Source organism: Photorhabdus kleinii, assembly GCF_025384885.1.
In the GTDB taxonomy this organism is placed as follows: Bacteria; Pseudomonadota; Gammaproteobacteria; order Enterobacterales; family Enterobacteriaceae; genus Photorhabdus; species Photorhabdus kayaii.
Genome location: NZ_JAJAFY010000003.1, coordinates 88,422 through 113,701, shown reverse-complemented (window position 1 = coordinate 113,701; position 25,280 = coordinate 88,422). Strand labels below are relative to the sequence as shown.

The window sequence follows — 25,280 nt, the reverse complement described above, 5'->3', positions numbered from 1 at the left end:
ATGTGAAATAGCTAATTTGGTGTTATATAGTTACCATGTGAACAATAACATTATAATTAATTTAATATTGAAATAATTTCTTATTTATACATCTATATGTATTGATTTTTTTACACACGTTATGGGTGATTCATCTAAGATTATATCCGTTGCTATATTAAGGTTATGGTAAATATTTATTTAATAATTAAATAGTTAGCTTTATTAATTGCCATTCTATACAAATAGATACGATTGTTTTATGATAATGATTATCATTTCATTTTTTATTAAAAGTACGTTAATATGCGCGCCAGTCTTCGGACGGTGCTAAAACTATGTAATAAGCAATACTCTAACATTTAATTAGTTAACATAAGGAATATGCTATGAACAAAGTTAAAGTGTTAATTGCAGTATTAGGTACATGTGGATTAGTAACACAAGCTATGGCTGATCCAGGTTTTGGGCAAACACAACAGTTTGATAGTCAGAAACAAAGTATCCAGGTAGGTGTGACTGATGCACGTGGTGGAGGTCATCCGACTCCGGGTGGAGAACCGGGAATAGGAGTTCAGTCTATTTGGGGGGGGAAAATTACTAGCTTTTCAAATCTTGCAAGTTATGCCGCAGCGGATGCAAATGGAATTCACAAAATTTCTATGCCGGGATCAGGTAGCCATAGTGGGATGGGGGTGTTCAATTTCAGTAAAGTGGCTAATGCTGATGTTTATTTTGGTGAATGGTCACAAAAAGGCACGGTAGATGATACTACTCATACCGCCTATTATTCTGGTAAAGATGTGACAACTAATTTACCTACCGGTGGCGTAGCAACTTATACGGTTAAAGGAATTAACCAATATAGTGGTAGCAATGCCCTGCATGGGACATTTACTGCTGATTTCGGTCAGAAAAGGCTTACTGGTTCAATAGCAAATAGTGCATTGACCGTTGGTATTAATTCTAGGATTAGAACAGATGGTTCATTTGCGGGTAGGGCGACTGCTGGAAATGTTGTAGGGACAAACAGCGGTCACTTCTTTGGCGATAATGCAGCTAGTTTAGCTGGGGTGGCTAAATTTGATGCGGATCACAGTAAAGATACTGCCTTTGGTGGAACTAAAAATCCATAATATGAATTTGTATTAGCTGAATAAGGCAAAGTTCATATGGGCTTTGTCTTATTTTGTTTATTTATCGGCTCGACTATGAAGCAGTGATATTCCGATGTTAAATATACCCATTATCCGTTTTTCCATATTGATCAATTGCTTGTTTATTTATCCCTCTTTGGTTCTGGCAGATGAAGATACCGGTAGAAGATTGTGGCATAACGTACAACGGAATTTACAGGATCAAGAAAAAGCGCTGGTCACGGATGAAACTGTAAATAAAAAAACGGATCATTTATCGATAGTACTTAATGGTCAGACTTTTAGTATTGAGAATAATGTGAATGATATTGGTCAGGCGCTCTATTTAGCCATTAATCATCAACAAGTGAAGGATGTCGAGCGCTTTTTGTTGATATACCAGAAGTTACCTGGACATGATATCCAATTGGTCCGTTTTGCTCGGGCAAATCTGGCGCGCTCTCAGGGTGACTTGGCAGCAGCAGAACAGCATTATCAGGCCATCTTGCAGCAACAGCCTGATTTTACCCGTGCTAAATTAGAGTTAGCTAGAGTCTATTATGAGAATCAAAAAAATAGAGAAGCTAGTTTACTATTTAATGAAATTTCAGCGGCTAGTCGCGATTATGAAAATAAATTACCACCGGCAGTCATTAAGAATATAACTAATTATCAGGAGGCGATTAATTTTCGCAATGCTTGGCGTGGGTCTTTTTCCGTGGGATATATCTTTAACGATAACACGAATATGTCGCCGGATAAGCCTCCTGTTTGCACACTTTATCGTGAAAATGGTGAGTGCGCAGTTGAACGTAATTTGCCTATGGCAAAGAAAGCAAATGGTATAAGTTATGATGCTACGTTGCGTAAGATATATCCGCTGAGTGGTCACCACGGTGTCTTTTTACGCTCGATGACTTATGGAGAAAGTTACCGTTATCATAGTGAGGAGAATGAAAATACCACTTCTGCTTATTTGGGCTATAGCTATAAAGCGCAAAAGGATGATTTCCTAATAGGGCCAGTTGTTGAGTTTAATTATGTTGGTAACCATTCTCGTTATCGTACTACGGGAATAAAATCCGAATGGATGCATATTCTATCTAAAAATCTGGTATTGAATTTGGAAGGAGAATATAAGCAGTTTCGTTATCATAAACTTTATAATCATAATGACGGTAATATGACCTCTGTTTATGCCACCTTATCTTATTATTTAACTGATCAAACCATTACCTTTGCAGGGGGGGATTGGGTTAATAAAACCAGTGTTGAGAGAGTAGATGATTATCAGCAAAAAGGTGTGCGAGCAGGCATTTCCACTCAATTGTATCCGGGAATTAATGCAGTGGTATTTACTGCATTGCGCCAGCGGCAATTTGGTGATTACAGCGTACCTCTAAATGCACGTCGTAAAGATAATGAACAATTCTATGCGGCAATTGTGAGTATGCCTAAATTTGAAGTTTTCGGTTTAACCCCAGTAATTACTTATCGATTTAGAAAAAATAGTAGTAATGTTGATTGGCTCTATTCCTATAATAAGAATGAAGTGTTAGTCAAGTTTGAAAAGTATTTTTGATACTGGTTGAAGTAACAAGTTATTTCAATCCACACTATGGCAGATAATGATTATGTATAAATTAAATAATAAATATAGCAAAATAACATTCATGCTGGTGTTGGCCTACAGTATGATGCCTTATCGTGCTGATGCAGAAACACTAGTAACCCCGGCTCAATCATCTAAACAGTCCGCTGAAAATAAGGCTGACCTCGGTAAAATTAACGTTTCAGCGACCAGTGAAAAAGATGAGGCAGGTTATGATGCGGTTTATGATAAAGATATTACCAATATTTACTTGGGTAAGGATTTGGTAGAACGCTATAAGGGCGCTTCACCGGCGGATGTTTTAAAAAGTGCAGTTGGCGTATTTAGTGGTGATTCGAGAAACAGTGGCGCATTAGATCCTAATATTCGAGGTATTCAGGGGCAGGGGCGGGTTCCTGTTACCATTGACGGTACTGAACAGGCAATTACCACCTGGCGTGGTTATAACGGTGCGAATAATCGTAACTATATTGATCCTAATTTGATCAGCAGCATTGAAATAGAAAAAGGTCCATCATTGACACGTGGAGTAAAAGGTTCGATCGGTGGGGCGGTAATGATCAAAACTCTGGGTATTGATGATGTGGTACCGATAGATGAGCAATTCGGTATTAACTTGAAATTGGAAACCAGCAGCAATGCAGTTAAGGAACGTGTACCTCATCTACAATTGGGACAAGATTATCGAGATGTTCCCGATTTTAATCAAGGATTTAATTATGTTGATCCTGCGTTAGAAATTACGCCAAAAACTTCAAAAGATAATAAATTATTGGGCCTAAAAGATAATGCGATACGTCTGGCGATAGGTACCCGGCAGGAATATTTTGATTTAATGGCAGCTTATAGTTATCGCAGTAAAGGAAACTATTTTGCCGGCAAGGGTGGTGCTCATCGCTATGATGAGCCCATTAATAAAAAGGATATAGAGATCCTTGATGGTGGGACCCGGTCATATGATCCTTATCTGCCTTTTGTGGCACGTATATATCGCCCTGGAAATGAGGTGCCGAATACTTCCAGTGAAATGAAGTCTTGGTTGTTTAAAAATACCTGGTATCTGGCTAATCAACAGACGATTGGGTTTGGTATCCGCGATACTAAAACGATTTACGGGGAGATTATGCCTTCGCGGCTTGGTTGGGTTCGGGCTGAAAATAATGTTGTACCACAGTGGCCGCTGGCGAATGTACATCAGCAGGCATTTAATCTGGATTATAAATGGAAACCTGACGGGAACAAATGGGTTGATTTTGATATGAAATTTTGGATTACCCGTACTATCAGCGATACCAATACTGCCGGGGGATATCCACGTGAACCGCGAGAGCGGGATGAAGCTTGGGATGTGGGGGGGCGGCAGGAAAGAAATCCGAATAAAGATGGTCGTCTGGTAGATACTGCTTCTACTAATACCCATAATAACCGTTGGGGAATTGATCTCTCTAATGCTTTCGAATTGACCTCAAATTTAGATTTAACCTTGTCAGCTAGTCTGCAACAGGAACGTTTAGGTTCTCATGATGATTATGAAGGGAAGAATTTTTCTAGTTTTCGATCACCACCAAGAAAAGGACGCCGTCAGGAGAATAATGTTGCCTTTAATTTTGACTGGCGTCCTACCCCGTGGCTGGCATTAAGTGCCGGCGCTAGGCGAATCAGTTATTGGTCTAAGGATGATTTTTTAAATGAACGTTTGGCGGCTCGTGATATTGGTTATAGTAAGGATAAAAAGTTGGTTGGCCAAGGGTTGCGATATCTGAGAACACTTACCGACCGGGAAGCTGAACTATATAAAAAGTTTGATGAATGTTTTGAGTGTCTGACTGATGATGAATTTAACGAATACACTGATAAAAAATTTACAAGTTCAAAAACACGAGATTCAATTCTTCGCCCTATGGTACCGGTAGACGTGCTTTGGAAATATCATGACGATGGTAAGTTATATAAACAAAATAATCCCTATTTTAATGGGAAACTTGATATGAACGAACGCGTTATTGATCCTGTGACGAATAAAGAAGTGTATAAATATGAATACAGTACCGTTCAGCAGAATAGCCGTTATATTGATGACTCTGGAGAAATATTGAGTACTGGTGATAGTGGTGTTTATAAAGCAAAAAGTGAGCAGGAGCGTTGGTCTAAACAACCTAAACGTAAAGATCATGCTTGGGCGCCGGTATTTTCCGCAACGGCTTATATCTCTGATAATGCACGTATCTATACCCGTTATGCCGAAGCAGTACGTATGCCGAGTATCTTTGAAGATACCGTTGGCTTTTCCTCCGGTTTGACTGATAAACCAGCACGCGCTTTTAAACCTGAACGTAGTAAAACAGTGGAAGTGGGTTATGTGCATGATTTAAGTCAGTTATTGGGTGCGGAGCGTAATGCGGATATTAGATTCGCTTATTACAATACTGTCATTGAGCATGTTTTTGATCGTGACAGTAACTTTGTATTTACTCAACTAGATAAACAGAAATTATCCGGTTTAGAACTACAGGGACGTTATGATAACGGTAGTTTCTTTACCCATTTTGGCCTATCTTATAATCTTAAGAATAAAGTTTGTGATAAAACTGCATCGCTTATGTTAGATCCAAGAAACCAGTTTGGTGTTCCTGAATGTATTGATGGCGGTTTTCCCGGTGGTTTTTTAAGGACAACTATTCCACCTCGTTATTCTCTTAATCTGAATATTGGTGGCCGGTTATTGGATGAAAATTTAGAGATCGGTAGCCGAGTATTATACCATAGCAGTGTGGAGAATAAGGATGAAAAATGGTTAATGAAAAAAATGCCCGGTGTTTATAAAGGGATAAGTAATAATCCGATGCGCTGGAATTCGGTAATGACTGTAGATGCTTATATTAATTATCAGGTTACGCCAGATGTAGTCGTTGAATTATCTGGCACCAACTTAACCGATCGCTATTATCTGGACCCGTTAACGCGTTCCATGATGCCAGCGCCTGGTCGGACGTTTAAGCTTAGTGTCACCAGTCGGTTCTGACTCTTTAAAGGAGATTTGCCGGTTGCGGTTAAGCGCGCTGGCAATCTCCACAGATAATGAACGGAAAGATGGCTTGAAGTTATGATGAAAAATCGTATTTATATTGGCTTGTGTGCTTCCTTACTGTTACATGCGGGTATTGTTGGATTTATGGCGCGGCATTTACTGCGTGATGACAGTGCGAATAATCAATCAGTGAATTCGCCAATAATTAGTATGTCAATAGAAATGGTTGCTTCGGCAGCACCGGCCGGACAGGAACAACCTGTAGAACCGGAACCTATTCCTCCCCCGTTACCGCCAGAGATAGTGGTAGCGGAATCACCACATGAGGCAAAAATAGTACTTAATAAGCCAGCGGATAAGCCACGCAAACAGGAACGTCCGAGGCCACCGCCAGAAAAGCATGTGGATGCTAAACCGAAGGACAAATCTCAGCCACAGAAAAAACCGGTAGAAGAGCCTCAACAAAAACAGGCAGAGCAAACGGAAGGTAACTCTCAGTTAGCGGGGAGAGATGCTGTGGATTCACAAGCAGGCGCCCGTCAGGCGACGACCAGTCAACCGATGACGGGCGTGGGAGCTGATGAGTTACAAAGCTATCAGGCTGCCTTGCGTCGTGAAATTGAAAAACATAAACGCTATCCGCGTCGGGCTAAGAAAATGAAGCAACAGGGGATAGTTCAGGTCAGGTTTAGCTTGCTGGATAGTGGCGATTTGACGAATCACCAATTAGTACAGAGTTCAGGCGCTGATGAATTGGATCGGGCTGCTCTTGCGGCGATTCAACAAGCTCGATCGGTAGGATTGAAACCGGCTGGTTTGCCAAAAGAGCTTACCTTAGCAATAGAATTTAATTTGAAATAAATATATACCCTATAGATTTCAAGATGCATCGCGACGGCAAGGGAGCGAATCCCCGGGAGCATAGAGAACTATGTGACCGGGGTGAGTGAGCGCAGCCAACAAAGAGGCAACTTGAAAGATAACGGGTATAGGTTTGGGCAGCGAAGAGACTGTCGCTGCCTTGATAATAGTGGCGTCATGTGGGGATAGTGTGAGTTAGATAGCTTTGGCGTTCGGCCGTTCAATTCGCATATGTAATAACGGAAACGGATTACCTTGACCGTCAATTTCTGAGCGGTTGAAAACGCTAAATCCTTGGTGCTGATAGAAACCTACTCCTTGAACATTTTGTTCATTAACATCAAGTTCATTGATACCTAATTCGCTAATAGCAAAATTCAGCAATGTTTTGCCGATGCCTTTGCCACGGGAATCTGGAGTGATAAACAACATTTCAACTCGATGCTGATCAACGCTAATAAAACCCTCAATTTCGTGTTTATCATTTATCGCTTTATAAACCGTCAGCATCGGTAAATAGATATGCAGAATCAATGGGCGTAGTTGATTAATATATTCGTCAGATAAAAAGTCATGTGTTGCTCGTACCGAGGCTTCCCAGATTTCGATCAGTTTATTGAAATCGGCCTTCATTGCTTGCTGAATTTTCATATTCATTCTTCTTAATCTTTTATTTTTCTGAACTGAGATGAATTGATGCTATCACGTTTGTAGTGATGGATCGCTTCAGATATTACTTAAAGCTATCCATTATTCCTATCAGAATCTTATTCTGTCTGTTTTGTGATCTATTTCATGAAGCAGAGGAGAGAATTGAATCAATTTGGTCTAATATTACTTTTTATAGATAGTTGAATTTTAACCAAATTGATTAATTGAACAATCAAGCAACACTAAACTTTAAAACCTAAAAAAACAGTGCGGGATTCTCTCTGTTGCTAACTATAATGAGGTATTGGTTAATCAAAAAGGGGACTGCGTCATATCTCATTAACGTAGTTTCTATTCGGATTGATCATTTTAGTTGAACGGCTAGTTCAATGATAAATATAAAATAACTTCTTGAGGATCATATTAATGAAAAGGGCATTTATATTTACACCAGGCGTGTTAGCACTTTCGATAAGTGCAATTTCTAATGCACACACTTATGACCAGCTATATGTTTTTGGTGATAGTTTGAGTGACAGCGGAAATGGAGGTCGATATACGATCAATGGTACAACCAGTAAGTTGTATAATGATCTTATTGCTCAACACTTAGGGACTAAATTGACCAATTCTAATAGTGGGGGGAATAATTACGCAGTAGGTGGAGCGACTGCTGTTTCTGATTTAAATAAAGATCACAACACTCAAAATCAGGTAGATAATTATCTGGCAAGCCACGGTGGTCGTGCTGATCCTAATGGCATGTATGTTCACTGGATTGGTGGTAATGATATTCAGGCGGCATTGGGAGATTTGGGTAAAGCGCAAGGAATAATTGATAAGAGTGCAAAAGCCGCTGCATTCCAGGTACATACGCTTCTCAATACGGGGGCTGGGTTGGTGATCGTACCTACGGTTCCTGATGTTGGTGTCACTCCGAAGCTTATGGAGACCATTATCTCTAGAGGGCTAGAATCTAAAGTTACCTCAGGCAAACTTAAGGAGGCGATGGATAAAGTTCATGCGGCAGTCAACAAGTATCCAACAATCGATGAAGGCACCCGTCTTCAAGTTATCCAAGGTGTTTTCAAAAATATCGGACTTGAAGCTTCAGGGGGGGATGCTAAAAAAGCGGAGGAGATAACTCAACAATTGTTTGGTACTTATGAAAAAGTAAGCCGTAGTGCGTCAGAGCTGGTTGATAGCTACAACCAATTAGAAGATATCGAACTTAGCCAGAAGGGCGGCAATATTGTTCGAGTTGATGTTAATGCACTTTTACATGAGGTCATTGATAATCCTTTACGTTATGGTTTTTCCAATACAGTAGGTTATGCTTGTGCTCGGACTGTTAATGCCAGTGCTTGTTATTCCGATGTTCCCGGTTTTGATGCCAATCAACTCTTTTTATTTGCTGACGATTTTCATCCAACTCCAAACGCACAGCGTATGATTGGTGAGTACACTATTTCAATCCTTAATGCTCCACATCAGGCTATGTCACTGACGAATACCAACAATGTGCCGGTGAAGGGGGCGCTTGCTTCTCTTGACGGCCGTTTGCAGCAGCTACGTAGCGTGGGTAATGACCAAGGTAAAATAGGCGTATTCGGTGGTTATAGTGGTAATCACAACAGCACACTGACTCTGGGTAGTGACTATCAGCTCACGGATAATATTCTGTTGGGGGGAATGATCTCTCGTTATCAGGATAAACGCTCAGTTAATCATTTTCACGCTGATGGTCGTGGTTATGTCTTCACCACTTATGGCTTATGGCGTTACTACGATAAAGGTTGGATTAGCGGCGATCTTCACTATTTGGACATGAAATATGAAGACATTACGCGTGGTATTGTGCTCAATGAGTGGCTGCGCAAGGAGCATGCTTCGACTACCGGTCATCAGTGGGGCGGACGCATTACTGCGGGTTGGGATATTCCGCTGATATCTACAGTCATGACCAGCCCGATTATCGAATACGCTTGGGATAAGAGTTATGTTAAAGGTTATCGTGAATCAGGTAAGAGCAGCACGGCTATGCATTTCGGCGATCAACGTTACGACTCTCAGGTCGGAACATTAGGCTGGCGTCTGGACACCAATTTTAGTCGTTTTAATCCCTATGCTGAAGTTCGGTTTAACCACCAGTTCGGTGATAGTCGTTATCAGATTAGTAGTGCCATTAACTCAACTGAGACATCTTTCGTTAGTGAAAGTCAAAAGCAGGACACCAACTGGCGTGAATACGTTATCGGCATGAATGCTGCTATTACAAAAGATTGGGGCGCTTTTGTGTCAATATCACGTAATGATGGTGATGTTCAGAATCACACTTATGCTTTCAGCTTAGGTGTTAATGCCAGTTTCTAATTTCTGGTTAAAAGATACAAGTTGATAAAACAATAGCTTCCTGCTTATCGCAATAGTGTGGTTGTTGTCGCAGTAATGCCCGATCACCTTGTCGGGCATTTTTCATGACTAATTGATATGACTACTTTATAGCTTAGGTTGTTTGTAAATATCAGGTCGGACAATTTGCCAAACAAAGTTTTCTTCGTTTACCGGGGAATAACCCATTTTTTCATACAGCCACGGCGCCATAGAAGTGACTAGCATAATATGACGAAGCTGTGCTATTTGGGGATGTTCCAGGCAACATGTCATTAGCCAACGTCCTAATCCTAATCCTCGATAGTCGTCTAAAATAAAAACATCACTAAGATAACCAAAGGTTGTGAAGTCAGTCACGATACGAGCAAATCCTATCTGCTGAGTATCTTTATATAGACCAAAGTTCAAGCTATTTTCGATCGACAACTTAACTGTCTCCTTGTCGATCCCTTCTGCCCAAATGGAGTTCGTTAGAAACTGTTGTATGATCGTAATATCTAATTTATTTTTATCTGTAGTGACAACATATCCATCCTTTTCCCAACGATGCAATTTTTCCATTCTGGCTTCCTCTGAAATAAAATGATAATAATTGATTATGATATCTCTGCACTTGAATGCGTTGTTGAGACTTTTATCATAGAAAGAATATAGCGATTTGAATGAATAACACCATAGGGCCGTATGTCGTCTCTTCAAGTTTTCGACTATATAGACTGGCCCTACTGCACAGAGCAGACATCCTTTTCTTCAGATTTGTTTGACATTAGATAGATTTAATTTTGTCTTCCGGTATATACCATCGGAGAGAATTCTTAATGGGAGACGGAGTTACCATAACTAATCCTTTGTTAGCCAGTTTCAATAACAGATAACGTGCTTTGTAGATGGTGAAATCGCATTGTTCCGCTACATCACGCGTACTAGGCCATGATTCTGGTGGGGGAGCCGCTTGCATTTTACGAATAGTACATAATTCGGATATGACATTGAGTATTTGATCCGTCTGGGAAGGTTGAGTCGAATCTTTCCGGTTTTCCATATTAACTCCAGGCTTTATTGAACCCAGTTGGATATCTTGAGCAATTAGGATAATCCAACGGTTAATTTCAACACATGAGGGCAATCTGAATGTCCTATTCAGTCATAAAGAATTGCCGGGTATATCCTGTTTTGTCAAGGTTGGTTTTTATACGATGCAGAACGATTATATCGAAAAATTGAAATTTTAGATCTTTTAATTTGAAAAACAAATTGCATAAAGTATTTTATTCTTATATAGATATAATTTGCGACACTATAGATCGCAAATGATCGTATTGAAATGTTATCTAAGTATTTTGTTGTGAAATTATTTGGATTTGTATTTTTTGTTTTTATTAATTGAATTATTCTGTAATACTTTAAAGGTCGATAGGGTCATTTTTCATATATAAATATTTTTTATGGTTTATTCCTTACATCAAATTTTTTCTAATCTTGATAAGATTAAAATAGGATCACCAATAAAATTATTTATTTAAAATATGTTGTTTTTTTATGCTGATATTAATCGTTATTAGATAATCGTAATAATTCGAAATGAAACTGAATAAAATTATAATAGCGGCCATGTTAATATTGAGTGTTGTGACTGTTGCAAATAAAGCTGATCGAAGCTATATCACAGTGACCTTTAATGGCGCTATTATTGCTATACCTTATTCTACCGATCAGGATCTTCTTGGTAAAACTATCAATCAGGGGAAATTTTCCAACGTAGTATTGAAAAAAGCGAGAGCTTCAATCCATAAAAGTCTTGAGAACCATTTGGTAAATTGCAGATTACAACCAGTAGTTCACCAGTTATTATCCAAGGCAACATTGAAAATATTGCTGGCTTTACCTTGGGTGACTAATAAGACTGATAAATCTTTGAAGTTGTGCCAGCGAAAGAAGCTTCATATATTCAGATTAATGATAAATTTTACTTTTTAATAACTATTTCTTGATTGTGAGACAAGTGAGGTCTGATTATTTTCAATAAAATTTTGGTGTTTAAGTTATCCCCACTATATAATTTTTCATTCATTATATCTCTCAATATTGAATTACTTTCATATCAATCTTATCTCTTTTCTATATTAATATAAAATTAGTAAATAATAGAAATAAATAAAAAATATTTTTAATATTAATCTTTTTGTATAATGATATAGTTTAAATGAGTAATTTATGATGGTTTATCCAATCTATAATTAATGTTATAAGGTTGTAATTGAGTCATTTATTCATAAAAGTAATTGATTTATTGGATATTAATTGTGTTTTTCTTGCACAGTAATATTGATATTTTTAATAAATTAATTCTATTATATAAATAAGTAAGATGTTTGTTAGATAAATATCAGTAAATATTAATTGAGAAATATTCTTGCAATACATCATCTGTAAATAAAATTAAACATTAATAACGTGACTTTATTGTTGATTTATGTTAACAATTATAAATATAAAGCATCTATTTTAATGTTAATTTTTCCTTGTTAATTATTATCGAAGAATGAATATATACCCAATGGATTTCAAGATGCACCGCGACGGCAAGGGAATGAATCCCCGGGAGCATAGGTAACTATGTGACCGGGGTGAGCGAGTGCAGCCAACAAAGAGGCAACTTGAAAGATAACGGGTATAGGTTTTTAACCGTTTAATAACGTTGTAAATACCTGCTTTCCTTTAGCATTGATTGTTATCTGCTCTGTTAAAATAGTGATTTTAGTTTTGTATTTTCTAACGAAAAAAGCATGAAAAATAACAAAAACGTGAACAAACATGGCAAAACATCGTTTTTCGGACAACATTTTTTTGAGCTGTATATGGATCATGTGGAGCATTGCTCTGGGATTCTATCTGGCGGGTAATCTTTTTGGCTGTGCAGTGACAGCGATTCTCTCTTTTTTGGCTCTAATATTTTGCTTTATTCACATGAGGTCGAGATTAAAAACTATGTTTGGAAAAAAAGCAGAGGCAGCGGCTGTTGAGCCGGTATCTCAATTTGTTGATGATAAAAAGAACGCCGGTGCAGAAGCTCGTCGTTGTACTATTGTTGCCAAAAGTTCGGTATTTAAGGGTGATATTGATGTAGAAGGTGATATACAAATCTGGGGCAAAGTGATTGGCAATATCCGGGTGAAAGAGGGCGCGATCCGCATTATGCATGCTGGACGGGTTGAAGGTGAACTTAGCGCGCCAGAAATCATTATTGATGGTGACGTTGTGGGGACTTGCTGTGCAGCAACGTTGGATATTCTTGAACATGGTGAGCTGCGCGGAATCAGTCGTTGCGGCAGTATGTCTATCAAGCGTGGAGGCCTGTTTTTTGGGCAATCGGAACAGGTTGAAAACAAGACAGCATCTGAACGTGTTGTGCCAATAAAAGATACCAATAATGATAAATCTAAAGATAAGGCCACGGTAAAAACCAGTGCTTGATAAACCAGGCCCGTGTGACATCTGATTCAGATCCTTCCGGCACGGGCCACTTCCCTGTTAGTTTTTAACGAGTTGTTCTATTTTCTCTTTAGTTTTGTTTATTGTAGTAATCTTATACCCTATGGATTTCAAGATGCATCGCGACGGCGAGGGAGTGAATCCCCGGGAGCATAGCAAACTATGTGACCGGGGTGAGCGAGTGCAGCCAACAAAGAGGCAACTTGAAAGATAACGGGTATATCTATTTAATTGTTTTAATGACTCTGATTAAAGTATGTGGTATGCCGTATAGGTAGGTGTTCTGTTTGTTAACTAATATTGGGAGGAGGAGAATATGGCTGTAGTGTTGGAAACAGACAGATTAATCATGCGGGCATGGAGAGAGGAAGACAGATTACCATTTTGCTATTTGAATAGTAACGTAGAAGTCATGGAATATTTTCCTACCACCTTGACGGCGGAACAGAGTAATACCATGGTGGATAGAATTATCCAGAGATTTGAGCAACAGGGAGGTTGGGGATTATGGGCTGTGGAGCTGAAAGAAACCGGGGATTTTATTGGTTTTGTCGGTTTGAATATTCCTATAGCGGAATTACCGTTTTCACCTTGTGTTGAAATTGCATGGCGTCTTAATAAGCCATTTTGGGGTAGAGATTATGCCAATGAAGCAGCACGTAAGGCATTGAATTTTGCTTTCACCCAATTGAAACTTGAGGAAATAGTTGCATTTACGACAATTTCCAATTTGCGATCTCAAAAAGTTATGGAGCGGCTTGGCATGGTAAAAGATGAAAATACTTTTTTGCATCCTTCATTACCGGATGGGCACCCGCTTCATGAACATGTGCTTTACCGGATTCGTCAATAATAGCGTTATTCTCTTTTCTGGTTTTCGTTACTTTGATGTTTTATACTATTGCTGCATAGATATGTATCTTGGAAATTCAAATGAAATATGAGTTAGCTGTTATGGCGGCCTTGACTAAATTAGATCATCCTAATACCCGTTCAATTGTAGAAGCGACAGGGATATCTGAACGTAAGGTGCAACAGGTTTTGCAAATATTGCAACAAGACTTAGAGGTAAAGATTAACCGTATTAGAAATGGGAAGGTTAGTTATTTTGAAGTTATTTCTTGGGGGATATTTGAAAGCGGCCAGGTGATTAACTGTAAATTGAGCGATTTGGATCTGGCTAAGTTTAAATATTCCCGTCAGCAAGAGAAAAATATTAGAAACCAAAAGAATAGAAGAGCAATAATGACAACTTATAATGAAAAAAAACATTATTTTGACCGTGTAAAATTAAAAAACTATAGAGATAGCATGCGCCTTGAAGGGATGAATATTGTTATGAATAGTTTGCCTGAAACACCGAAAGAGCAAAAAAATCTTAAAGATAAACTCATTAGGAAATATAGTTTACAATGAGGTGGTTATGATAGATAAATATGGAGCAGGGCAAGATCCCTACACATATCCGGGTATAGACACATTGATTAATAAATTAGGTATTCGTGATCCCATTGTGCTTGAACAGGCAGAAAGGGAACTCACTGAACTTGCTATATTGAATATTTCATTCCAGGAACCTCCTTACGATTTGGTCTTTTGGTGTCAACTTCATAAACAGATATTTTCTGACTTATATGATTGGGCTGGTCAGCTAAGGATAATTGATATATCTAAAGGGGATACCCGCTTCTGTCATGCTAAATGTATTGAGATGGAAGGGAATAGGATATTTGATATATTAGAGAATGAAGATTATCTTGTAGGATTAAACTATCATGAGCTTGTTAGGAAACTTGCTGAATATTATGCAGAATTAAATGTGATTCATCCTTTTAGAGAAGGAAATGGGCGAACACAGCGACTATTGTTTGAATATATTGTTATAAACTGTGGATATAAAATCTCTTTTGAATCTATAGATGCTAAACAGTGGATTGAGGCTAATATTTCTGCTTATCAATGTAACTATCAGCCATTAATAAGGATTTTTGAAAATTGTGTCTCTTAAATTATATAATTTTGAGATGATATAATGAATTATTTACTAGTATTTTTTATCTAAGATTTTTGGTGACTTCAACTATTACTTACAGACAGAAAAATAGTTTTAATTATGGGGTTATATTAATAATAAGACGATTAGGTATTTAATATATTTTCCTGCTGAGATAACCTTCCGTGGAGTATTTATTTTTCTATGATTAATAGAGTTTCATTCTATGAGCTTGCCGATTAAGCATTCCACTTAATTTGGATTGAATGTATTTAAAGTGATTGACGGTTTAAAAAATATAAAATAAATAAAACCGTACAATGAAAGCGACAAGAACAAAACTATCCTTGTCACTTTATTTATTAAATATATTATTATCAATTGATTTAAAGACAAATTGTCCCAAGGAAAAGGCTAATAATAATTACTGGCGCACATGTCTTAGCGCATTTACCCAGAGATCTCTCAGAGTAATAACATAAATTTGCCGACGCGAAGTTAGGCGAGAAAGCGGTAATGCTCAATACTAAAAAACAAATTGATAGCTTTTTCATGGTTGGTACCTCATCAGGGGATTATGTAGAGTAAAATAATTTATCCTAGCTACTAATTATTGTTCAATAATAGGTAATAAGTTCTCTTTTCGTATAATTTTTTGTTGTATTGTTGAAAATTTGTTGAAGTAACGCTGATGGATTTGTGATAAAGAGTAGAGAAATAATTTTTATCAATTAATAATAATGAATAATTCAGTGTTGATTGTTTTTATATTTTATCTTTTAATATATTTCCTTATATTATTTTTGAAAATGATAATATACTCTTTTTAGATTTATTTTATTAAAAATATAATAAAAATTTTTCATTTACACTATTGCATTCAATATTAACTATAATATAACTTGCAATAAATTACAGAATCTTGTGAGTGATATTATATTTACAGGATTATATAATAGGTATATTAGAATATTCAATTATGTTCAGGTGACGGCAGATTTAGCATAGAACATCACTCAGAGGAAATAACAGGAAATGGAGAGGAAGTTATCCGATATTGTTTATAAATAGCTTGGTATATTTTTGGTCTTAAAAATTATTTATTAATGTTAACTTACCCAGTAATTATTAATCACTATTAGTGATAAAAATAATTCATCATGCTTTATTTAAGATCTACTATAGTTAAAGTGCATTATAAATGTGTAATTTATGTAATTAAATTTCTATTGTATTAAATTCTTTTGTGAAGCTCGCAGTTAATTTTGTCGAAATAAGATATCTGCTAATTTATGTTTTACAATAAGTAAAAACTAAGTTCATTATGAATGAACTCAATAATTTCCCCATAAAATATATGGGCGCAAAACATCTAATGAGCTATTTTTATATCCTATGGATTTCAAGATGCATCGCGACGGCAAGGGAGTGAATCCCGGGGAGCATAGCAAACTATGTGACCGGGGTGAGCGAGTGCAGCCAACAAAGAGGCAATTTGAAAAATAACGGGTATATAACTGCTAGTTCTCAACCACATTCAGTATGTTCATAATGCCCTGACTCACAAAATTTTCATCAGAATTTGTTTCACCACCAAGAAGCATAATAACCTCTCTATAAAGAAAATCTATTTCCTCAATTCCTGTTTCTATATGATTAGGGTTCATTGCCAGTGAGAAATGCTCAGCAAAACTTTCATCAATATCTTTGAGCTGGCTAATCATTTTGAGAAAACCTTGTAGTCCCCAATGACGATGAAGTCGGATATAAGAATCTGCAATATTGAGCAAAAACTTAGAACATGCAAATTCGAAAAATCCGATGTCATCTTTCACTTGATGTACCTTCCGGTATAGGTTTTCAATTAGCAATGCACTTTTCCTCCTATTTTCTATAGAAAATGTTTCTACAATAGGCGACTCGACTATAGGTGTGGCTGCCATATCTGTAATCCATGTTGCACCTCCAGTACAACAGAGTATTGCAGCTAAAGCCGGTGTTTTTGTTGATGCCGAAGCGATATGCGAAGCCGCATCACGTCCTTCAATGCGTTTTGTTCAGCCCAGAACTGAAGCTCAACAAGCAATGCGTGCTCCACTGGTTTTGCGAAGATTGATAATTGATGACATGACCGGCCTATCGGCCTGATGAGAAACCTAACGGTTAAGATGGCTTATGAAAGCCGAGTGGTTTTTTAGGAACATTAGGCGCGGAACTCATCGAGGCGCGGGCATCCTTGCCTATAGTGACGCCGGATAGATTTAAGCAAGCCAAAAATTGTGGTTAAGGAATTAGCTGAACTGACCGCCGCGCATACGCACCACAACACAGGTATGCCGGAGAACGCCAGCGCGATAAGGAACATGGCCTATAAATCGGATGGGCTGAAACAGAAATACTTGCCAGTGATTGGCTAGATTAATTGATCTCTCTTCGGTAGAGGTTATTTTTACCCTTTCTAGGTGGTAAACAAAAGCGTTGACCAAGTAAGCATAAATGTTTACTGTGTTGGTATGTTCAACAGAATGGAGGAGTGGTGAAGCAAAGCGAGTTTAGACGGTGGCTGGAAGCTCAAGGAGTCGAAGTTTCAAACGGGACAAACCATCTGAAACTGAGATATCGGGGGAAACGAAGCATTATGCCGAGACACCCTAGCCAAGAGATCAAAGAGCCACTGAGGAAAGCAATCATTAAGCAATTAGGATTGTGATAAAAACCAGCCTCGCAAGGGGCTGGTTCTCGCACAACAGGTTCACCATTAAAAATATGCGATATTTAGTCACACTAGAGCCAGTAGAAGAGGGCGGTTATTTCGTCTCGTTCCCGGATATCCCCGAAGCTTTAACCCAAGGGGATACACGGGAAGAGGCGCTAGAGATGGCACTTGATGCGCTAATAACCGCCTTTGAATTTTACTTCGAAGATAGTGAAAAAATTCCGCTTCCTAGCCCTGTAGGGCAGGATGATGATTATGTCGATGTGCCTTTAAGCGTGGCCTCTAAGGTGCTTATGCTCAATGCGTTTCTTGATTCCAAGTTAACGCAAATTGAGTTAGCTAGCCGTATGGGGGTGAAAAAGCAGGAAGTGACCCGTATCTTTGATTTACGGCACTCAACCAAAATTGATACGGTGGGTAAGGTCGCATTGGCTATCGGACATCAGTTAACGTTGTCCATTGAATGAAAATCACCATTAATTAACAGGCTGCGTTAATACGTGGCCTTCTTTCATATCCTCATAAAACGCAACCAGATGCACACAGCACGGTTATTAATCAAACTAATACGTACCCAGGTTAATAATGCGATATCAATTAGCGCTACGGGTTTGTGTTCTGATGGTCTGAAACACAATTATCTCGCCCGCAACATGCGGGCTTTTTTACACCTTCATAGAGCTATGAATACAATTCTGATATTAAAGAATGGGCAATGAGTGTAATAAAAAACTGATAATTCAGAGTGTTATATTAGTTTAGTGGTTTAAAAGTTGTCGTTACTTTTTCGGATATAGAAATAAATTATGTGATATCAGAATTGTTTGGTAAATCATTTCGAATGGTTCGTTTGATAGGCTGCTCATTTTCATCAAAATACCGACTGGGCCATATCTCAGCAGGGGTTACACCAATTTCCTGAGCGATCAACAATTCCCCTTTAGGCTAGGGCCGCGTTAAAGCATTTGCTAATGTTGAAGAATTTAAACCGTGCTCTCTGGACAATGATGCCAGCGTCTTATTCTTCTTGCGTATCGCGGCGATAATATCGGCGGTGTGCCAATCTTTTTTCATATTCCTGCTTACCTCTTTGGTGGTGGCGGTTCAAACAGGGTTCGCAGTACCGGAGAGTAACCATTCCGGCGAGGCATAGCCTCCCCTGCCTGAACCGCCATAGAAGCGATAGCAGGCACACTGGTAAGGAAATAATCTCTTACCAGTGGGTTACTCATTCAAGGCTGCGACCCCCTGACCATTGGATTTTGCCGATGGCGACACTACTCTAACCGATTGTATTATCTGACTCAAGAATCAAATAAATACCTTAGTGACGGTTTGTCTCACTTCGCTTATGACGAAATAAACGAACTTATGATGAAAACGGCACTACACCGCACCCGCCTGCACACTTTGGATCAAAAGAAGACAATGGAGAAAATTACAATGCAATGATATTAAAGGAAAAATTATATTTTACGTGAAAAATAAGATCATGAAAGAGAGCCGTGCTTTATCATAGAAATCAGATAGGGCGCGGCTTTAGAGGATATACAGAACTGAAATTATTTTCTCCTTTTGCATTATGACAAGGAGAAAGTGAAAGCATTAAAGTGTGTTTAATTCATTAATAAGCGCAGGGTTACGTTCAAGCATCTTAAGTAATTTCAGTGATGAATCAGCAGGAATACAGTGGTGCAGGTAGTGTCCATTGATGCCCATAAAAATAAAATGAGTGGACGTAAAGTGGACATAGACAAAGAAAAAGGGGCTACGCTCTCACGTAACCCCTTGATTTATTTGGTGGAGCTGGCGGGAGTTGAACCCGCGTTAATTGTTTTACATCTTATTGTTATAAATAACATTTTTATGAAATATCTTTGCCGCGTATTCTTTGCAGCTCCTTTCATGTCCTACTACTGGCCTGTTTAGGTTTGTATGTGCTGTTATCATATTCCTTCAGATATGAGCCGTAATGTCTGAAAAGCATCTCTGGACCTTTATGCCCCATTTGAGCGGCAAGCCAGAAAAGATTAACCCCTTGGCTGATGTGCTTTGTTGCAAATGTGTGCCTTGTTTGATAAGGGTTGCGATACCGAATTCCCGCCTTTTTTAGTGTGGGTACCCAGGCTTTTTTACGAATGGCATCTGCACCTGCCCAAGCTTCACCTTTTTTGGGGTCCTCAAAGACCACTCCACCTTTCATAAAAGTGAATGTCTTCTGATTTAATAGGGCTGATATAGCGTTAGTGTCCAGTTCAACTTTTCTGGTACCGGCTTTTGTCTTCGTTCCTTTTATTATTCCTACTACTCGTGCCGATTGGACATGTACGGTTTTGCCAATGAAGTCGATATCTTGCCATCGAAGCGCGCATAACTCGGAGCTTCTAAGCCCTGTATGTATCGCAAAAAGGAATAAATTTTCCCATTGTTTTTGTTTATTGCTTGCTGCTGACAGTAATGCAGTAACCTCGTTAGGAGATAGAGGGTCAACAATATATTCGTTATCGTTTTCTATTCGTTCAGTTTGATACCGTGATGCTGTTACTAAATTCACAGGATTCATACTAATCAGGCAATCAGTAACTGCTTCATCTATGGCGCTGCGTAAAAATGACAGATTATTCCTGATTGTTTTCAGAGCAGTTGATCGTTTTTGAATCCAAGTTTTTAATATTGCTGGTGTTAGGTTTTTTACTTGCCTTTCGAATGATTTTTTACGGTCAGTAAGTCGCTTAGACTCATCAGCAAGAGTCTTGGCTTGGCCTTCGATATTGCGAACATGGATCATGATAGCATCAAGTTTATCACCGATAGTACATTCGATACTTTCAAGTGTATCGGCGATATCTTCTGGCGAGAATTCGCCAGTTTCTACCAACTGTTGTAATTTTTCATAATCTGCTGCTAATGCAATTGCGGTTGTAGTCATTAGTTTGCTTTCTCTAATTGAGTTAAACATTCTTTCTCTATTTCATTCAAGCGACGCAGACGACCGGATAAGTACTTTTCGTAATCCTTGTCTCCTTTGGCCTTGGCGTTGCCTAAATGAATGCCTAATTCACGGATAAGGGTAGATGCTATGCCGCGAATTTCATTTTTGCTGACAGCGGTACGCATAGTTTCTGTATTACGGGTGAACTTATCGTCTAGTTCCTTGCGTAATCTGACTAGATCCTCGGCCTTATCACTGGCGGCCTTGATTTCAAATTCAATGTTGTTGTCGGCCAGATATTCAGGGTTATCATGCATACCCATAAATACATCAGCAGAAAATCCAAGCATCGATAACGCTTTCTTTATGGCATCGGTGAGTGATTTCTTGATGGCTTCTCCATCTGTTTTAATTCCATATTTGGTTCTGTACATGTATGGTGTTGCACCATAACTTTCAATTTCAGCGCAAATGTCACATTCGACCAGATACCAAAAGAGAATTTTGATAGAGTGATTTTGTTCACATATTAATGTGCCGTCAGAATCACGTAAGAATCGGCTCCCAATTTGTTTATTTTTATCGTCATAGATAGGTTCTGACATGGGGGCGCCATTGATCAGTTTTTCTTCTGTGACATTACAGCCCCATCCATAACCGAATGGTCCGAATAGTTCTGTTGCCCGCATAAACATATAGTTACTGTTTATGCTTGTACCGTTGAACCCCATTCCCTCTAATGGTTTTGTAAAGTGGGGATCGGTGCGTTGGACTGCTTTCCAGATACGGAGATTCGTTTGCTGCTCATCGCCTTGTGCCTTGATAGTTTCTTCCAGCAAATTGGCACGATGTTGGAAGTTATCATCATTGGTGTTCAGGGTAGCAGCAGGAGGCAATGAGGTGACTTCATCATCCGCCGTAGTGTCTTGTGCAGTCTTTTCTACCGCTTTGTCCTCTTTGGTTTGCTTGGTTTTTCTGGTCTTAAGAGACGTGATTTCGCTTTTTTTCTCTTTAACCTGTAGTGCCGCCTGTGGGGGTTCAACCTCATCTGGAGCGACATCTGTTATTGAGGCTTCTGATGTTGACATCGGATAATCGGAAACTTTGGGTTGCTCTTCTGGTAATTCAATGGATATGTCGGTATTACCTAAAGCACAGTTTAAAAATTCCTTCATAGCGATGACATCGGCCAGAAATTCAGGACGGCGTTTACCTTCACGCACGATGCTGAAAAGCGTTTCTCTTGGAATGGACAGAGCGTCGGTTCTGATGCGAAATGCGGTGGACCATTGCCTCCATGTTTCATTGTTGTCTGCTATCAGTTGCTTAGCTTCTTTTATACTATGTGACATAATCGCCCAGCAATGAAAGTCACCGTCTAGTAATGCCAGTGCAATTTCCAGATCTAACGTGGCGTAAGTGTGGTTAAAATCACGTGTAGTAATAGATGAGTTTTTCGTTGGTTCGAGTGTTCTAGCCTGCCATGTGGTGCCGTTGAACTCGTATTCAGTAGCAAATTTTTCGTCAAATTTACCAATTGGTGGGCGAGGGGAGCCTTGTATATCTTTACAAATAATCGGTTTTGATGTGTTGAAGTTGCTCATATCGTCCGCGTACTCTTCCCCAAGGTAAACAATGGCCATAGCTTTAGCCATTTTTTCGGAATTGGTTTTGAGTGCGATTGCAAGTGGTACGGCCCCATTTTTTTGAGCTTTTTTTGTCGGCTCAAAGACACAGATATATGTGAACATTGGTCTTACCTCTTTAATGAATTGCTTTTTTTTGCCAGTCTTATTGCTGCCTTAATCCCGGTTTTTGGCATTTTGACTTTTGGATATAATCCCTTGACAGCATTTGAATAAACCATTCCCGTCGTTGGGTAATATTCAACCCGCCTTTTGCCACCGATAATAGATATATGCATAGTTTCGTTTGTTGTATCGCTATTAACGCAGGATGCTTACGATGTTCTTGCAACGTTACCAGAAGAGGCGTTTAGTTCAGATTTTTTGCGTCGTGTCTACGTTGAAATCAAAAAACAAGCGTTCAGTAGCTCCCTGATTGATCCAATATTCATCGCTGAGGCTATGAGTGGAGATGGTAATACATTAGCTAATGTCCTGGAGTTGAGTAAGAGCCCTGTTTGGAATGCAAACCTGAAAGGCTATGCCAATAAAGTTAGTGAATATTGGTATGTTCGGCGGGTTACAGCAGTGATCAACGCCGGTCAACAGGCGTTACTGGAAACTAAAAATCATACTCAAGCACAACATGTCATAGCGGGCTTTATGTCCACTATGGGGGAGTTAATGCGAGATACTGGCAACCTAGTTCCCGTGCACATCAAGACATTGGTTGAAGGGTACATTGACACACTGGAGAGGCGTAACTTAGGTGAAGATAGTCGCGGCATGATTATGACAGGTATTGAGCCATTTGACTCGTTGACGGGAGGATTTAACCCAACTGATTTAATTCTCATCGGCGGTCGTCCCGGCATGGGCAAAACAGAACTGGCACTTTGCATGATTGAGGGTATGACGAGGCATGGAGGGGCAGTATTGCTGTTTTCAATGGAAATGGCAGCACAACAAATTACAGAGCGTATGGTTGCTGGTTCTGCCCAACTGTCAGTTTCCAAATTGAGAAGTGGTGAATTTTATGATGAAGATTGGGTTCGTATATCTAACGCAATAAGCGAGTTAATAGATCGTGATATTCATATTCTTGATGCTAGTGAATTAAGCGTTGAGCAAATATGTGCTATCAGTGAAACTCATAAACGCAGGTATCCGAATCTGAAAGGAATTTTTGTTGATTATCTGGGATTGATAGAAAAGCCCAAAGCCGAACGTAATGATCTTGCTATCGCTCAAATATCTAGGGTCCTCAAAGGACTGGCTAAACGACTGCATACACCAGTTACCGCATTGAGTCAGTTATCAAGAGAAGTTGATAAGCGGCCAATGCATCAACGTCGTCCTGTTGCGGCTGATTTAAGAGATTCAGGTAGCTTAGAGCAAGATGCAGACAGGATTATTTTTACTTACCGGGATGTTGTTTATAGCCCACGAAGTCCAGCCAGAAATTATGCTGAGATTATTTTGGATAAAAATCGTCACGGTGAAACCGGAACGATATTCCAGGAATTTAAAAACGGGCATTACTTACCAACTGATCAAATTGTTGCTGCTGAAATATGTCGTACACAGCAACAGACTAAACAAAAAGAGCGCCGATATGCGGACAAAGCATTTTAACTAAAGACCAAAAGAGGCAGACCAATATGACCATAAACAGTAAACTGATTTTATTAGATAATTGGGGTATTTATTAATTATCCCATTTTGGTGTAGTGCCGAAAACATCGCTATCTTACAAAGTTAGACTTGAAAGCTAGTCGATTCAATGTAAACGCCAGCAGGATGCTGGCTTTACCAAAATAGAATTGCTGGTGGATAACTAAGAGCTGGAGATGCTGAAGCTCAATTGTACTCTTCGAAGATCGGATAGGGAATCTTACAAAGTTAATGAATACCTCACTATGTTGATTAGGATGGATGATCATTCATGAAAAAAGTAGGTAGTTCAGTTGCATAAACAGCAAAGTGAAAAGTGTGTGGGAAAGCCTTTTTGTAGCTGAATATTGTTTTTCTAGTGAAGTGGCCTGCTGGAACACACTGGGATGGTATAAGAGTTGAAGTTGTATTTGTAACGTACAAATTACATATTAAGTATATTGCTTGCGTTCAAAACGAAAAAAAAATACCATAAAATCTGCTTAACGCAATCAGGGTATCTAAATGAGCATTAACGACACACAAAGTGATATTACCGATTTGATAATAAACGCTTTCAGGCGTGATTTTTGGCTTAACGTACAAGATGAATTATATGCTAAGTATGCCGCAGCACAGGAAGTAACTATAGGCGATATATTAAAACTTGGTGAGCAGGAGCAACGTAGATTTAGGCCTCAGGCTAGGCACTATGGCCTTAACTCAGCTTTGAGGGAAGCTGCAAGTCGCTCAGGTTATCTTTGTTACGATGCTGATACGTCCCCGAAAGGGGAGCATTATATTATTATTGATTCAGAAGGTGTTAAAATTAGCCGTATTGGGTTAAATCACGATGAGCGCCACATAAGGGGCGCGAAACATCGTTCATTGATAGCCCAATTGAATGAAAAATTTGAAGGCTATACTCCAGATCTTTTTAGAGAAGAAGATAGTAAACATCATAATGACATTGATACGTTAGGTGTGTTGTTAATAAATATTAATCCACCATATCATGAATCTCAGGCCAGCATGATGGATTTAAGGATTGTGGTTCCTTTTACCAATATGAAAGGTTTTCACTATAATAAATCTGTAACGGAGCTTTTAGCGCTCTATACTGGAGAGAAAAAGATAGTCATTCCTGATATGGTTTTACCTAAGCTCAAGAAGCGCCTGAAGGATCAGGAAAAATAGAATAGGTGAGA

Annotated in this window: 21 protein-coding genes, 1 tRNA gene and 2 pseudogenes; 15 read left to right on the top strand and 9 right to left on the bottom strand. The window is 38.8% G+C overall.

From position 1 onward, the window contains the following. Positions 1-368: 368 nt before the first annotated feature. The 4 genes from LG003_RS03625 (at position 369) to LG003_RS03610 (ending at position 6,616) form a co-directional block, all read left to right on the top strand. Positions 369-1,115: a Slam-dependent surface lipoprotein gene (locus LG003_RS03625; protein WP_112876688.1), complete on the top strand. Its 747-nt coding sequence runs from the start codon at positions 369-371 to the stop codon at positions 1,113-1,115. 94 nt (positions 1,116-1,209) lie between these two features. After that, entirely contained in the window at positions 1,210-2,697 is a 1,488-nt protein-coding gene (locus LG003_RS03620; RefSeq protein WP_262980165.1) for a surface lipoprotein assembly modifier, read from the top strand. Between the two features lie 52 nt (positions 2,698-2,749). Next, positions 2,750-5,749: a TonB-dependent receptor domain-containing protein gene (locus tag LG003_RS03615; protein WP_192880987.1), complete on the top strand. Its 3,000-nt coding sequence runs from the start codon at positions 2,750-2,752 to the stop codon at positions 5,747-5,749. A gap of 81 nt (positions 5,750-5,830) precedes the next feature. Further along, the gene (locus LG003_RS03610; protein ID WP_112876686.1) at positions 5,831-6,616 is read left to right on the top strand and encodes an energy transducer TonB; all 786 of its coding nucleotides are present in this window, start codon (positions 5,831-5,833) and stop codon (positions 6,614-6,616) included. Between the two features lie 195 nt (positions 6,617-6,811). Here LG003_RS03610 and LG003_RS03605 read toward each other — a convergent pair whose 3' ends face one another. Next, positions 6,812-7,267 (bottom strand): acetyltransferase, encoded by a 456-nt coding sequence (locus tag LG003_RS03605; protein ID WP_112876771.1) that lies wholly within the window; start codon positions 7,265-7,267, stop codon positions 6,812-6,814. A 426-nt stretch (positions 7,268-7,693) separates the two neighbouring features. On the opposite strand from LG003_RS03605, the gene LG003_RS03600 reads away from it, so the two are divergent. Further along, positions 7,694-9,640 carry an autotransporter outer membrane beta-barrel domain-containing protein gene (locus LG003_RS03600; RefSeq protein ID WP_262980164.1) on the top strand — a complete coding sequence of 649 codons (1,947 nt, stop codon included), beginning with the start codon at positions 7,694-7,696 and terminating at the stop codon, positions 9,638-9,640. 126 nt (positions 9,641-9,766) lie between these two features. Here LG003_RS03600 and LG003_RS03595 read toward each other — a convergent pair whose 3' ends face one another. After that, positions 9,767-10,222: a GNAT family N-acetyltransferase gene (locus LG003_RS03595; RefSeq protein WP_112876684.1), complete on the bottom strand. Its 456-nt coding sequence runs from the start codon at positions 10,220-10,222 to the stop codon at positions 9,767-9,769. Positions 10,223-10,427: 205 nt separating this feature from the next. Continuing rightward, the gene (locus tag LG003_RS03590) at positions 10,428-10,703 is read right to left on the bottom strand and encodes a FaeA/PapI family transcriptional regulator (protein ID WP_112876683.1); all 276 of its coding nucleotides are present in this window, start codon (positions 10,701-10,703) and stop codon (positions 10,428-10,430) included. Between the two features lie 539 nt (positions 10,704-11,242). Between LG003_RS03590 and LG003_RS03585 the strand changes: the two genes are divergently transcribed. The 5 genes from LG003_RS03585 (at position 11,243) to LG003_RS03565 (ending at position 15,161) form a co-directional block, all read left to right on the top strand. Further along, positions 11,243-11,638: a hypothetical protein gene (locus LG003_RS03585; protein WP_262980163.1), complete on the top strand. Its 396-nt coding sequence runs from the start codon at positions 11,243-11,245 to the stop codon at positions 11,636-11,638. 1,011 nt (positions 11,639-12,649) lie between these two features. Beyond that, a complete protein-coding gene (locus tag LG003_RS03580; RefSeq protein WP_229015797.1) occupies positions 12,650-13,135 on the top strand; it encodes a bactofilin family protein in 486 nt (161 codons plus the stop codon). Between the two features lie 334 nt (positions 13,136-13,469). After that, positions 13,470-14,006, top strand: coding sequence for a GNAT family N-acetyltransferase (locus tag LG003_RS03575; protein WP_262980162.1), 537 nt, complete (start codon positions 13,470-13,472; stop codon positions 14,004-14,006). An 80-nt stretch (positions 14,007-14,086) separates the two neighbouring features. Continuing rightward, positions 14,087-14,569: a YhfG family protein gene (locus tag LG003_RS03570; RefSeq protein ID WP_112876679.1), complete on the top strand. Its 483-nt coding sequence runs from the start codon at positions 14,087-14,089 to the stop codon at positions 14,567-14,569. Positions 14,570-14,576: 7 nt separating this feature from the next. After that, complete coding sequence (locus tag LG003_RS03565; protein ID WP_112876678.1) at positions 14,577-15,161, top strand: putative adenosine monophosphate-protein transferase Fic; 585 nt, start codon at positions 14,577-14,579, stop codon at positions 15,159-15,161. A 1,505-nt stretch (positions 15,162-16,666) separates the two neighbouring features. Here the strand turns inward: LG003_RS03565 and LG003_RS03560 are convergent. Then, positions 16,667-17,089, bottom strand: a complete 423-nt coding sequence (locus LG003_RS03560; RefSeq protein WP_240000694.1) for a hypothetical protein — start codon at positions 17,087-17,089, stop codon at positions 16,667-16,669. A 58-nt stretch (positions 17,090-17,147) separates the two neighbouring features. Here LG003_RS03560 and LG003_RS23335 point away from each other — a divergent pair. From LG003_RS23335 to LG003_RS03545, 3 genes and pseudogenes are all read left to right on the top strand, one after another. Next, positions 17,148-17,240 (top strand): annotated as a pseudogene (locus tag LG003_RS23335) (hypothetical protein); the annotation flags it as partial. Positions 17,241-17,682: 442 nt separating this feature from the next. Continuing rightward, a complete protein-coding gene (locus LG003_RS03550) occupies positions 17,683-17,856 on the top strand; it encodes a type II toxin-antitoxin system HicA family toxin (RefSeq protein WP_112876676.1) in 174 nt (57 codons plus the stop codon). A gap of 56 nt (positions 17,857-17,912) precedes the next feature. Next, positions 17,913-18,329 (top strand): type II toxin-antitoxin system HicB family antitoxin, encoded by a 417-nt coding sequence (locus tag LG003_RS03545; RefSeq protein WP_262980161.1) that lies wholly within the window; start codon positions 17,913-17,915, stop codon positions 18,327-18,329. 337 nt (positions 18,330-18,666) lie between these two features. On the opposite strand, the pseudogene LG003_RS03540 reads toward LG003_RS03545, so the two are convergent. The 5 genes and pseudogenes from LG003_RS03540 to LG003_RS03520 form a co-directional block, all read right to left on the bottom strand. Then, a pseudogene (locus LG003_RS03540) lies at positions 18,667-18,936 on the bottom strand (helix-turn-helix domain-containing protein). Between the two features lie 8 nt (positions 18,937-18,944). Then, a complete protein-coding gene (locus tag LG003_RS03535) occupies positions 18,945-19,094 on the bottom strand; it encodes a hypothetical protein (RefSeq protein WP_158537752.1) in 150 nt (49 codons plus the stop codon). 566 nt (positions 19,095-19,660) lie between these two features. Beyond that, positions 19,661-19,763, bottom strand: a tRNA-OTHER gene (locus tag LG003_RS03530). 2 nt (positions 19,764-19,765) lie between these two features. Next, entirely contained in the window at positions 19,766-20,791 is a 1,026-nt protein-coding gene (locus LG003_RS03525) for a siphovirus Gp157 family protein (RefSeq protein ID WP_240002997.1), read from the bottom strand. Beyond that, entirely contained in the window at positions 20,791-22,437 is a 1,647-nt protein-coding gene (locus LG003_RS03520; RefSeq protein WP_370446043.1) for a hypothetical protein, read from the bottom strand. Before LG003_RS03520 ends, LG003_RS03525 begins: the two co-directional genes overlap by 1 nt. 255 nt (positions 22,438-22,692) lie before the next feature. Between LG003_RS03520 and LG003_RS03515 the strand changes: the two genes are divergently transcribed. Beyond that, positions 22,693-24,054, top strand: coding sequence for a replicative DNA helicase (locus tag LG003_RS03515; protein ID WP_112876672.1), 1,362 nt, complete (start codon positions 22,693-22,695; stop codon positions 24,052-24,054). 543 nt (positions 24,055-24,597) lie between these two features. Then, a complete protein-coding gene (locus LG003_RS03510) occupies positions 24,598-25,269 on the top strand; it encodes a hypothetical protein (RefSeq protein WP_112876671.1) in 672 nt (223 codons plus the stop codon). Positions 25,270-25,280 lie beyond the last annotated feature (11 nt).